This is a genomic window from Streptococcus australis, from assembly GCF_040226615.1.
GTDB classification, from domain to species: Bacteria; Bacillota; Bacilli; order Lactobacillales; family Streptococcaceae; genus Streptococcus; species Streptococcus australis_E.
The window spans coordinates 337,628-350,495 of record NZ_JBCOAT010000001.1 but is presented as its reverse complement, the minus strand read 5'-3'; the positions used below and the strand labels follow the sequence as shown (position 1 = coordinate 350,495).

Here is a 12,868-nt window from a genome sequence, read left to right as displayed (position 1 = left end):
ATGTTAGAAATTAGAAATTTAGAAAAAAGCTTTGGGAATAAACAGGTTCTCTTCGGAGTGGATCTGACAGCTCAACAAGGTCATATCCTTGGCTTAGTTGGGAAAAATGGGGCAGGGAAAACAACTATTTTCCACAGTATCTTGCGCTTTTTGGACTACAGCGGTGAGATTCGCCTAGGTGGCAAAGCGATTACCCAAGAGACCTACAAGGAAATTGGCTATTTGCCAGAAGAGCGGAGTCTCATGCCTAAGTTGACCATCTACGAGCAGGTCCGCTATTTGGCTGCCTTAAAAGGAATGAGCACCGCCGAGGTTAAGGAAAAATTACCGATTTGGATGGAAAAACTCCAAGTAAAAGGGAAATTGACCGATAAGATCAAGAGTCTCTCAAAAGGGAACCAACAGAAGGTGCAACTGATCATCACCTTGATCCATGAGCCTAAATTGATCATTTTAGATGAACCATTTAGTGGCTTGGATCCGGTCAATACAGAAGTGCTCAAGCAGGTCATCTTTGAAGAAAAAGAGCGTGGGGCAACCATTATCTTTTCTGACCACGTCATGACCAACGTCGAAGAATTGTGTGATGATATCCTAATGATCCGTGATGGTTCGGTTGTCCTTTCAGGGCCTGTCCAAGAGGTCCGGAATAGCTATGGCAAGACTCGCCTCTTTGTCTCTAACGACTTTAGCAAAGAAGAGCTAGAAGCTCTGCCACACGTGACCAAGGTCAGCATGACCAAGCAAGGGACTTGGAAGTTGATCTTGGATGATGCGTCAGCTGGTCCAGAATTATTTGACCACTTGACCAAGGGCCACTACCTAGCAACCTTTGACCACCAAGCCCCAACCATTGATGAGATCTTTAAACTTGAATCAGGAGTAGAAGTATGAAACAGATGTTTGTCGTAATGAAAGAAACCTATATCAGACAAGTAAAATCATGGAGTTTCCTCTTCATGGTCTTCGGTCCCTTCCTCTTTTTAGGATTGAGCATTGGAATCAGTTATCTGACGGGTTCTTCTACAGAAGCCAAAAACCAGGTGGCCTTGGTGACAGAAGTGCCAGCTGTCAAAGAAAGCCTCAAAGGAACCGATGGCTTGACCTTAGACTACAAAGATGAAGCTGCAGCTAAAAAAGCCATCAAGGATGAGAAAGCAGCTGCTTACTTAACGGTCGATGAAAAAGATGGCCAGCTAGAAGCTACTTATGTGGGCGACCAAGCCATGAAAATGGGATTGAAATCCCTTGTCACTGCGAAATTAAGCCAAGTCCAACAAGGAATCAATCTAGCGCGTGCCAATCTAAGCAAAGAACAACTGACAGCCTTGTCTCAACAGGTTTCTCTGAAAGAAAAGATTGATGAGAAAAAAGAAGGCTTGAAAATGGTGCAAACCATGGTTGCAGGTGCTCTAGGAATGCTGCTTTATATGATTTTGATGTTCTACTCTGGTATCACAGCCCAAGAAGTGGCCAGTGAAAAAGGAACCAAGATCATGGAAGTGGTCTTCTCTAGTATCAAAGCAACCGACTATTTCTTCGCACGCATGCTCGGACTCTTCGGTGTGATTATTACCCATATTTTTGTCTATGTAGTTGGGCTAGTAGCTGTTTGGATCTTTAGAGCAGATATCCCTGTTGTCAAGGATTTTCTCGCTCCAAACTCTCCAATTACCCAACACCTAGCAGAAGCGATCTCGCTCAATACCGTCTTCTTCATTATCCTTGGGGTCTTTATGTATGTGGTGCTCTCTGCCTTCTTAGGCTCCACAGTAGCACGACCTGAAGATTCAGGAAAAGCGATTTCGCCACTGATGATGTTAGTCCTCTTTAGCTTCTTTGGGGTAACCACCTTGGGAAGTGCCGGTGATGTCTTCTTATTGAAGATCGGTTCCTACATTCCATTCATTTCAACCTTCTTCATGCCTTTCCGTACCATTAATGGCTATGCGACTGGTCTTGAATCTTGGGCTTCATTGGGAATTGCGGTTCTCTTTACCATCGTGGGAACAGTGCTCATCGCCCGTATCTATGCCAGCCTGATCCTTCAGACCGATGACCTCGGACCATGGAAGACCATCAAACGTGCTCTTAGCTATCGCTAATCAAACAAGCTCTCAGTTACAGCTGAGGGCTTTTTGATTGCAAATTGACTTTTGCAAGCCTTTTCACTACAATAGAACTACAGAAAAGGAGGCGGACATGAACTATATTGAGTTTGCTGAAAATGAGCGTCTGTCCACGATTGTCCTTGGGATGATGCGGATCAGCCAGATGAGTGAAGATGAAGTGGAGGCCTTGGTGGAGGCGGCCTTGTCGATTGGGATCAACACCTTTGATCTGGCAGATATCTATGGCGATGGCCAGTGTGAGGTCCTGCTGGGTAAGGTTCTCAAGCGTCGTCCGGATCTTCGGGACCAGATGTGGATCCAGTCCAAGTGTGGGATTCGCAAAGACGGCTTTACCTATTTTGATTTTTCTAAGGACTATATTTTTGAATCCGTCGATGGCATTCTCGAGCGCCTACAGATCGAGCGCTTAGATAGTCTCCTCCTTCACCGACCTGATGCTCTCATGGAGCCTGAAGAAGTGGCAGCAGCTTTCGATCACTTGGAGCAAGCGGGCAAGGTCCGTCATTTTGGGGTGTCCAATCAAAATCCTATGATGATGGAATTGCTCAAAACGGCTGTCAAACAGCCTCTCAAGGTTAACCAGTTGCAGTTGAGTGCTGCCTTTACACCGAGTTTTGAAGCTGGTTTTCATGTCAATATGGAAGGGCCAAAAGCAGCCGTGCGAGATGGCAGTGTCTTTGAGTATTGTCGTTTAACGGATACAGTGATTCAAGCCTGGTCTGTCCTCCAGCATGGCTATTTCAAGGGAAATTTTGTCGGCAAGGAAGAGTTTGCGGCCCTCAATCACGTCCTCAATGACTTGGCGAAGAAATACCAGGTCACTCCGACAGCCATTGCCCTGGCTTGGGTCCTCCGCTATCCGGGTAAGATGCAGGCCGTCATCGGAACGACCAAACCCCAGCATGTCCTTGAAGCGGGGAAAGTAGCAACAGTCACCCTAACGCGTAAGGAATGGTACCAAGTCTACCTGGCTGCAGGAAATGATTTGCCATAGAATATTTATTAGTAGACCAGACTTCACTTGTATCAGTGGGCTGGTTTTTTTGTTTTATGCTTTACGGATTTTTCTTGACAATTCTCCCTTTGTTATGGTATTCTTTATGCAACACATGTTGCGTAACAACTGTTGCGCGAAAGGAGTCTTATGCCACCAAAGGTTAAATTTAGTAAAGAGACTATGATTGGGACGGCTTTACAATTGGTGAGAGAGCAGGGCATGGCTAGTTTGACGGCTCGAGCTTTAGCAGAGAAACTGGGAGCCACACCAAGAGTCATTTTTGGGCAATTTGCTAATATGGCTGAGTTACAAGCAGAGGTTATTGGTGCTGCGGAGATGGTCGTGGTGGAGTATATTCGCAAGGCCTTAGAAGATGAGAAACCTTTCCGATCTGTCGGGGTTGCTTATATCCTTTTCGCCTCAAAAGAACCCCAACTCTTTCAATTGCTTTTCCAAAATCCTAGCAAAGATCCGATTCGTCGCTTTCAAGATTTTCTTCCCATGAAGGATCATAGTTACCAATTGGTTCTGGATTCGATTGTCGCAGACTATCCTTTGACTGTAGAGGAGGCTAGTCGCTTGTACCAGCATCTATTTATCTACTCACACGGGATGGCCTCTATGGTTGCTTCTGGTATTTACCAGTTCGGCATGGAAGAAGTGATTGGATTACTGACAGAGGTTTGTCAATCTCTCATCAAAGAAATGGTAGGAAAGAAATGATTCAACTAGAAAATGTGCACAAAAGTTACGGCCAAACCAAGGTTTTAAAGGAGATTGATTTGCAGATTCAAGACCAGGATGATGTGGTTATCCTCGGCCCTTCTGGATCGGGGAAATCAACTCTCTTAAATGTGTTATCAGGCTTAGAAAAGGTAGACGAAGGGCATATCCTCATTCAAGGACAAGATTTATCACAACTCACAGATGCTCAATTGACAGCCTTTAGACGGGAGAAGATTGCCTTTATTTTCCAGCAGTATTATCTATTGCCGAATCTGACGGTCAGACAAAATGTAAAGATGGGAGCTGACCTGGCAAACAATCATGATTTTTTGCAGATCATCGAGGATTTGGGGCTTGGCGATAAGCTGGACAAGTATCCGAGTGAATTGTCTGGTGGGGAACAGCAGAGAGTCTCCATTGCTCGGGCCTTGGCCAAAAGGCCAGAGATTCTCTTCTTAGATGAGCCGACGGGAGCCCTGGATGAAGAAACAGGGCGCAAGATTCTCGACTATATCTGGAAACTGAAGGAAAAACTGGGCTTTACCCTCATCATGGTGACGCACAACCAAAATATTGCGGATATGGCAAGAACCATCATTCGTGTCAATAGTGGCAAGATTACCGAAGTTGTGACCAATGATCAGCCTCAGACTGCTTATGAGATTGGATGGTAAGCCATGTTTTCAGTAAAAGATATTCGAAAATTAGTTGTCGTCAGTATCATTGGGGCTTGTGCGGTCTTTGTAGCCAATCTCTTCTTGAATTTTTACCTGGATATCGAGCAGTTGGAGATTTCGAAAACCAATCCCATGATTCAGACCTACTATGATGCCCAGGTTTCGCTTTCCTGGATGGTGGCCATGGTCAGTGGAGTCGTCCTGTCCTTGACGTCGGTCCTTCTCATGTGTTTTTATATCAAACAATTTGTCGATGACCACAAGGAACAATTAGGGATTTTAAAGGCTTTGGGATATAGCAATGGCCAGTTGGCTAAACGGTTTTGGGCCTTTGGACTCAGTTTTGGAGCTGGAGCGCTTCTTGGCTATTTTGCTTCTTTTCTTATGATGGGACATTTTTATGACTTCCGCAATGAGAAGAGGATTTTGCCAGAAATCACCATTCATTTTCACTGGCAGCTCTTGCTTGCTTTGGTGATTCTTCCAACAGCATTTTTTATGCTTCTCGCGATTGGCTATGCTAGAAGACAATTACAAACGCCGGCACTTCGCTTATTGAAAAAGTCCCCAACTCCAATCAAGGTCCAAAGGAGAAAGCGGGCTCCTAAGAAAGAGAAAGACTTCCTAAAAGAGCTGTCCTCATCTCTGATTTGGGGGAGAAAATCGATCTTGTTTTTTGTGGTCTTTGGCTCTATGTGTTTTGCGGCTATGGTGCAATTGTCCTTTGGCTTAAGAGATTATACAGATGACATCATCCAAACCATGATGATCATGATTGGCTTGATCCTTTCTTTCTCGATTCTCTTTTTGTCATTGGGGATTGTGGTCTCTGAAAGTCGTGAAACCTTGGCTCTTATGAAGGCTTTTGGCTACACCGATCGTGAATGCCAAAGTCATATTCTCGCTCCCTATCGTTTTTGGGCTTATTTAGGATTTGTTCTTGGGACAGCTTATCAATATGGCATCATGGAAATCTTGATCGGTGTGATCAAAGATACGGTTCCTGAAAAGATTGAGCATCACTTTGATGGGAATGTGTGCTTTTGGACCTTGCTCGGTTTTGCTTTGATTTATGAAAGCCTGTTTTATCTATCCAACAGAAAACTCCAAAAACAAACCATCAAAGAAGTGCTCTTAGCTGAATAAATAGAAAAGAGAGTGGGACAGAAATTGGTAATTCGTTAGAATTCGATTTCGTCGTCCCACCTCCGCATAGTTGAGTGGGGCTGTAAAAGCTGATGAAATCAGCGTAGTAGAGCCCACTCAACCACTGCGTCTTGCTCGACAATCTAAAGACAATTGAGAGGCCAGGACTTTTGTCCCAGCCTTTTTCTTGTGGAATCATTGACAGGGGGAGGCTTTTCCGCTATTCTAGGGGAATGAAAGAAAGGAAAGGGATTGAGATGAAACGGAGTTATTGGCAGGACCTGAAGGGGGCCTTTTACTTAATCTGGCGCAACAAATGGTCCTTTATCTCTGTGGGGATCCTTTTGCAGTTTGTGGTTGGTATAGGAGCTGCGGCCTTGAGTTGGGTCTTTCAACTGGCCCTCCTCTTATCGGGTGAGTCCAACATTGACAAGAACAATATCCTCACGACCTTGACCAATCCATTGAGTCTAGTGGCATTGATTTTCTTTGCCATTGTCTTCGCCTTTCTCTTTATGCTGGAGATGCGGACCATGATCGCCCTGATCTATCTGTCTCGTACGGATCAGCACCTCTCTTTTAAAAAGGTTTTTCGCCAGTCTTTTGGTCGCTTAAAGGATTTTAGCGGTTGGAACCTGTTGCATTTTCTCTTTTATATGGTTCTGACTCTGCCTGTAGCGGGTCTCTTCATTGGCTCCACTCTGACGGACGGTCTCTATATTCCGAACTTTATCACAGGGGAGTTTAGCAAGACGACCGCTGGTGCCATCGGTCTCTTCATAGTTCAACTGCTTCTGATCTATCTCAATCTTCGTCTCATCTATACGGTACCTAATATCGTGATTGAAGAGCTTCCTTTTGGGGCTGCCATGCGCAAGAGTTGGGAGATGACTAAGAAGGGTGGGATCCGCCTTATCCTGCGGATCTTCTCCTTTGAGTTTATCCTCTCTGTAACGGGTATTCTCTTGATCCTTGCCCTTGTCTTTGCGTCTAGTCAGCTAGACAAAACGGGCCAGCATATCTGGGTGCAGACTATCTTTTTGGTCTTGATCCGCCTCTACATTTTCCTCTTTTCTGTCATGTCTAAACTGGGAACCTTGGGAATCATTCTGGACAATGGCTGGGAGGCTCCAAGTCGCTCGGTCATCAAGACTCGAGGCTCTCGCAAGATGAAGGGACTCTTTGTCCTGACCTTTCTTTTCCTCCTGGCTCAGTCAGGGATGGCAGCATATGACTTAGCGACCTTAGAGGTCAATGACCAGGTAAAAATCGTAGCCCATCGTGGCTATGTGGCCAAGGGTGTAGAAAATTCCCTCGAAGCACTCGAGGCAGCTGCCAAGGAGAAGGCTTCCTATGTCGAGATGGATATCCTCTTGACCAAGGACCATCAATTCGTCGTCATGCATGACTACAATCTCAAACGCTTGGCTGGAGTGGACAAGGATGTCAAAAATATGACGCTGGCTGAGGTGCAGGGATTGAAGATCCAACAGGATGGTCACACCAGTCACATCCCCTCCTTTGAGGAGTTTGTCACCCGGGCCAAGGAGCTGAAGATGCCCCTCTTGGTCGAGCTCAAGCCTCATGGTGCAGAACCAGAAAATTACGTGGATCTCTTCGTCCAAAAGATGAAGGACTTAAGAGTTGAAAAGGACTATCCAACCATGTCCTTGGATCTGTCGGTGATGGAAAAGGTGGAGAAGAAAGCTCCGGAGATTAAGACCGGCTATGTCATTCCGATTCAGTTTGGACAATTTGAAAACACCTCGGTCGACTTCTTTGCGATTGAAGACTTTTCTTATCAGGAGGATTTGGTAACCCAGGCCCATGAGATGAAAAAAGAGCTCTATGTCTGGACCATCAATGATGAGCAAAAGTTAACGGCCTACCTTCAACGGCCGATTGATGGGATCATCACGGATGAAGTAGCAGAGGCACAAAGCCTGAAGAAAAACTTGAAGAAGAATAAGACCTACTTTGATCGCTTCCTGAGCTTGGTGTCTCTCAGTACCAGTGAAGAGTAGGAACTTGTCTCCAGAAGAATGTCAGTCTATTTGGTAAGGACTGACTAAAAGTTTGATTTTTATCCATTGTTAAGCTATAATAACTATTACAAATAACGAAAGTCGTCCCTACAGTCACGCTGTCAGGGCGCTTTCTCTTTCTATAGCTTTCGCATGCAGAGATGGCTGATTCTGTTCAAATGATTTTTTCTTTGTTGGGAATGGACATCATGCTGACGAAAACTGTACTAACTAGTATTTTAGGAGGTATCTATGCTTCAGTCATTGATTGCTGAAATCAAGGAATACAAGAAACCCTCAGTTTTGGCCTCACTCTATATGGTGTTTGAGGTCATGTTTGAGATTTCTATTCCCTTTATCATGGCGACGCTTCTGGACAAGGGGGTTCAGAAGGGGGATATGACCACGGTTCTGACCTATGGTCTCCTCATGTTGGTCTTCGCCTTTCTCTCTCTTTTCTGTGGGATGCAGTCGGCTCGCTACGGGGCTTTTGCATCAGCCGGTTTTGCTAAGAATCTACGGAAGGCGATCTTCAAAAAGATCCAAACCTTCTCCTTTGAAAACATCGATAGCTTCTCCTCAGGTGGTCTGGTAACCCGGATGATGACGGATGTGACCAATGTGCAGAACTCCTATCAGATGGTCATCCGGATCTGTGTGCGTGCACCGCTCAACTTGATCTTTGCCATTGTTGCTAGCTACTTGATCAATCCGCAGATGGCCATGATCTTTGTCGGGATTACCCTTTTCTTGGGGCTGGTCTTGGGTGTGATCACTAAGATTGTCTATCCACTATTTACCAAGGTCTTTGACGCCTATGATAACTTGAACAACAGCATCCAGGAAAATATTACCAACATGCGCGTGGTCAAGTCCTATGTCAAAGAAGAAGAAGAGACGGTCAAGTTTAAGAAGGCTTCTCGCTTGATCTACAACATGTTCATGAAGGCCATTCGCATCGTGATCTTGAGTAGTCCAGCCATGATGCTGTCCTTGTATGCTTCTTTTATCTTGATCTCTTGGATCGGGGCCCAACTCATCGTGGCTGGAAGCTTTACGACAGGTGAGCTGACGTCTATGTTTGCCTACGTCATGACCATCCTCATGTCTCTCATGATGTTTATGATGATCTTTGTCATGCTCTCGATCTCTATGGCATCTGTGGAGCGGATCAATGAAGTCCTTGGGACAGAGTCAACCATCGTCTCTCCTGAAAATGGTCTGACAGAAGTAGCAGATGGATCCATTACCTTTGATCATGTGAACTTCGCCTACACAGACGAAAATGGCGACAAGGCCCATGTCTTGTCCGATATCAACCTCAGCATTCGCTCGGGTGAAGTGATCGGAATCCTTGGGGGGACTGGTTCTGGTAAGTCTAGTCTGGTCCAGCTCATCCCTCGTCTTTATGATGTAGAGTCTGGTAGTGTCAAGGTAGCTGGTCAGGATGTGCGAAACTATGATCTAGACCATTTACGCAAGCAAGTTGCCATGGTGCTTCAGACCAACGTCCTTTTCTCTGGTACCATCAAGGAAAATATGCGCTGGGGTAATAAGGACGCGACGGATGAAGAAATCGTGGAAGCTTGTAAGATCGCTCAAGCGGATGAATTTATCCAGAACTTTAAGGATGGCTATGATACCATGATCGAACGTGGTGGAGCCAATGTCTCAGGAGGTCAGCGCCAACGTCTCTGTATCGCCCGCGCTCTCTTGATGAATCCAAAAATCCTAATCTTGGATGATTCGACCTCAGCTGTCGATACCAAGACAGATAGCCTGATCCGTCAAGGACTGGCGTCTAGTCTCAAGGATACGACCAAGATTATCATTGGCCAACGGATCTCTTCTATCCAGGATGCAGACCGGATCGTGGTCATGAATGATGGGAAGATCGATGCTATCGGGACTCACCAAGAATTGCTCGAGACCAACGCCATCTACCGTGAAGTCTATGATATGCAAACCCAAGGGAAAGGAGGACAAGCAGATGAAGAATAAGAAAAAAGCTAGCTGGGGCTCTCTCCTACGCTTGCTAGACTATATGTGGAAACAATATAAGTTCGTTCTCCTCCTAGCAGCAGTCCTTATTGTGGCAGCCTCCCTCTCTACGGTCTATATTACCTCCTCTATCCGGGCCTTGGTGGACCAATACATCCAACCCATGTTGGATAGTGGAAGCAGAGACTTTGGCCCTCTCCTCAGCTTCTTGATGATGCTGGCGGTAGTCGGTATTTTGGGAGTTTTGGCCAACTATGGTTTTTCCCTCATTATGGCGACAGTCTCTCAGGATACGCTGCGCTCGCTACGGAACCAGCTCTTTGCCCGCATGCAAAAGCTCCCTGTCAAGTACTTCGATACCCACCAACACGGGGACATCATGTCGATCTACACCAATGACATCGATGCTCTTCGCCAAGCAATCGAGCAGTCTATCCCGCAACTCTTGCAGTCTGCCATCACCATTATCGGGGTAGCCGTCAGCATGATTATGATCAGCCCTCTTCTTTTCCTTCTCGTTCTTTTGATGGTCGGAGTCATGGCCTATGTCATCAAAGATATCTCTGGCAAATCTGGTCGCTATTTCGCCGATCAGCAAAAAAATCTAGGGATTGAAAACGGCTTTATCGAAGAGATGATGTCTGGTCAAAAGGTGGTCAAGGCCTTCGTTCATGAAAAAGAAAGTATTGAAGCCTTTGAGTGGATCAATGACCAACTCTTTGAATCTTCTTATCAAGCCAACCGCTATGCCAATGTCTTGATGCCTATCTTGGGGAACCTGGGAAATGTCTCCTTCGTCTTGACCTCACTGGTCGGAGGGATCTTTGCCTTGAATGGCATCAGTGGCCTCACCATCGGGGGACTCATGGCCTTCCTCCAGCTCAACCGTTCCTTCAACGGACCTATCACCCAAGTATCGCAACAGTTGAACTTTGTCCTCATGGCTCTTGCTGGTGGAGATCGGATCTTTGATTTCTTGGATGAAGAAGTCGAAGTGGATGAAGGGAAAGTCACCTTGGTCAACTATGAAGAGGTCGATGGTCGCATGGTCATCACTGATAAGAAGACCAACCTTTGGGCTTGGAAACACCCTCGGGAAAACGGCGACTACGAACTGGTCAAACTGGTCGGAAATGTCGTCTTTACAAATGTAGACTTCTCCTACAATGAGAAGAACCAAATCCTCTACGATATCAACCTCTACGCAGATAAGGGGCAAAAGGTGGCCTTTGTCGGTGCGACTGGAGCAGGGAAGACCACCATTACCAACTTGATCAACCGTTTCTACGATATCCAATCAGGATCTATCACCTATGATGGAATCGATGTGAAGCTGATTGAGAAGGATTCGCTCCGTCGTTCGCTAGGGATCGTCTTGCAGGATACCCACCTCTTCACTGGAACTATCGCAGAAAATATCGCCTATGGTCGATCAGATGCGACCCGGGAGGAAATCCTGGAAGCAGCCCGCATTGCCAATGTAGATTCCTTCGTCAAACATTTGGACCAAGGCTACGATACTGTCTTGAACGATGATGGAGCCGGTCTCTCTAACGGTCAACGTCAGCTGATCGCTATTGCGCGTGCGGCCTTGGCCAATGCGCCAGTCTTGATCCTTGATGAAGCGACTTCCTCGATTGACTCACGGACAGAGAAGATGGTCCAAGAGGGGATGGATCGCCTGATGGCAGGACGGACTGTCTTTGTCATCGCCCACCGTCTCTCAACCATCGTCAACTCGGATGTTATCATGGTTATGGACAAGGGACGCATCATCGAGCGAGGCAACCACGCTTCCTTGATGGCAGAACTCGGGACTTATTACCGCCTCTACACCGGTGGCCTTGAAATTGATTAATACAAAAAGTCTGAGTGAGTCTCAGACTTTTTGCTTATGGATAATGTTGTCTTTGAAACTTTTCTCACGGAGGAAAGTTTCAGTCTCTATTTGAATCACTTTTAAACTAATACATTTTTTGTAAAATCGATGATTGTTTTATGAAAAATGGTCTTTCTATATTTAATGTCTGAGTTGGTCTCAGACTTTTTTCGTGGAAGTAAATCTTTTTACGAATGATATAAGTGAGGGAGGAGTTGGTTCTCCCTCATTAAGAATGTAAAAGGAGGAAAAAGATGCGCAAACGCCATCCCCATATTTCACCCACTCTGGATCTTATTGCAAAGAAAATTTTTAGTCTTCCAGATGTCACTGCAAAATTTATCCAAGAGGTCTTGGATTTACCCATCCACTCGGTAGAAATCCTAGAAGGCAATCAAATTCATGAACAAGGTTTCCTAGGAGATTTCCCATTTGAAACTTCTGTAGATGTGCGAGCAAAATTAGATTCGGGCCTAGAAGTCATTATTGAGATTCAAGTCATGAAGCAGGAGTACTTTGTCAATCGTTTTTATTATTATCTGGCCAACCAGTTGATTGAAAATGTCCGAAAGAAACGGAAGAAGGGCCAGACCCATCAGATGTACGAGGATTTGGTTCCAGTCTACGGGATTGCGATCTTGGAGAAGAGTATTTTCCCTGATGAGGCTTCTCCTGTCAATGTGTATGAAGTGCGTCATGCCATCCATGGGGGCCCCCTTCTCGCTAATAGTAAGGGGAATCAGCGTCATAATTTATTGCGACTTGCCTTTTTAGAATTGGACAAGTATAATGAAAGTAGAGGAACGCAAGTGAGTGATCCATTGCAACAGTGGCTAGAATTCTTCGGAAACCATCCCTTTAGCCATCAACCTGATCAGGTGATCGAACAAGCAGAGTCACTCTTAATCCCATCCAATTGGACCAAGGAGGAAAAAGACATGATAGATGAACGCATCCGCCTCAGAGAAAACTGGAATATGTGTATGGAAACCTTGCTCAAAGAAACCAAGGAAGAAGCTGGGAAGATTGCATTAGAACAAGGTCTAGAACAAGGACGAGAAGAGGCTGCTCTTCGTATCGCCCAAGGGCTCTTGGCCAATGGTTTTAGCACTGAGGAAGTCCAACAGTACACCGATTTAAGTGAAGAGCAGATAGAACAGTTAAAAGCCTCCCTTTGATAAATAAAGTGGAGAGAAAAAACGGGCCAAGTAGGTCCGCTTTTTTTATGACTTAACTCATTTCCATGGTATAATGGGAGGACTATTGATAGAGAAGATCAAAAGGAG

At 45.5% G+C, this 12,868-nt stretch carries 10 protein-coding genes; all 10 read left to right on the top strand.

Going from position 1 to position 12,868, the window contains the following annotated elements; genetic code table 11:
• Positions 1-894 (top strand): ABC transporter ATP-binding protein, encoded by an 894-nt coding sequence (locus tag ABT997_RS01705; RefSeq protein WP_070466251.1) that lies wholly within the window; start codon positions 1-3, stop codon positions 892-894.
• Positions 891-2,105, top strand: a complete 1,215-nt coding sequence (locus ABT997_RS01700; protein WP_350018587.1) for an ABC transporter permease — start codon at positions 891-893, stop codon at positions 2,103-2,105. The genes ABT997_RS01705 and ABT997_RS01700 overlap by 4 nt, the downstream gene beginning before the upstream one ends.
• Positions 2,106-2,202: 97 nt before the next feature.
• Entirely contained in the window at positions 2,203-3,126 is a 924-nt protein-coding gene (locus tag ABT997_RS01695) for an aldo/keto reductase (RefSeq protein WP_350018586.1), read from the top strand.
• A 150-nt stretch (positions 3,127-3,276) separates the two neighbouring features.
• The gene (locus tag ABT997_RS01690; RefSeq protein WP_350018585.1) at positions 3,277-3,852 is read left to right on the top strand and encodes a TetR/AcrR family transcriptional regulator; all 576 of its coding nucleotides are present in this window, start codon (positions 3,277-3,279) and stop codon (positions 3,850-3,852) included.
• Positions 3,849-4,529 carry an ABC transporter ATP-binding protein gene (locus ABT997_RS01685; RefSeq protein WP_048691050.1) on the top strand — a complete coding sequence of 227 codons (681 nt, stop codon included), beginning with the start codon at positions 3,849-3,851 and terminating at the stop codon, positions 4,527-4,529. Before ABT997_RS01690 ends, ABT997_RS01685 begins: the two co-directional genes overlap by 4 nt.
• A gap of 3 nt (positions 4,530-4,532) precedes the next feature.
• A complete protein-coding gene (locus ABT997_RS01680) occupies positions 4,533-5,678 on the top strand; it encodes an FtsX-like permease family protein (RefSeq protein ID WP_350018584.1) in 1,146 nt (381 codons plus the stop codon).
• 233 nt (positions 5,679-5,911) lie between these two features.
• On the top strand, positions 5,912-7,702 hold the full coding sequence (locus ABT997_RS01675) for a glycerophosphoryl diester phosphodiesterase membrane domain-containing protein (protein ID WP_350018583.1): 1,791 nt from the start codon (positions 5,912-5,914) through the stop codon (positions 7,700-7,702).
• A gap of 252 nt (positions 7,703-7,954) precedes the next feature.
• Entirely contained in the window at positions 7,955-9,703 is a 1,749-nt protein-coding gene (locus ABT997_RS01670; protein ID WP_285338452.1) for an ABC transporter ATP-binding protein, read from the top strand.
• Positions 9,693-11,561 (top strand): ABC transporter ATP-binding protein, encoded by a 1,869-nt coding sequence (locus ABT997_RS01665; protein WP_350018582.1) that lies wholly within the window; start codon positions 9,693-9,695, stop codon positions 11,559-11,561. The genes ABT997_RS01670 and ABT997_RS01665 overlap by 11 nt, the downstream gene beginning before the upstream one ends.
• A gap of 275 nt (positions 11,562-11,836) precedes the next feature.
• A complete protein-coding gene (locus tag ABT997_RS01660; RefSeq protein WP_350018581.1) occupies positions 11,837-12,760 on the top strand; it encodes an Rpn family recombination-promoting nuclease/putative transposase in 924 nt (307 codons plus the stop codon).
• Positions 12,761-12,868: the final 108 nt, after the last annotated feature.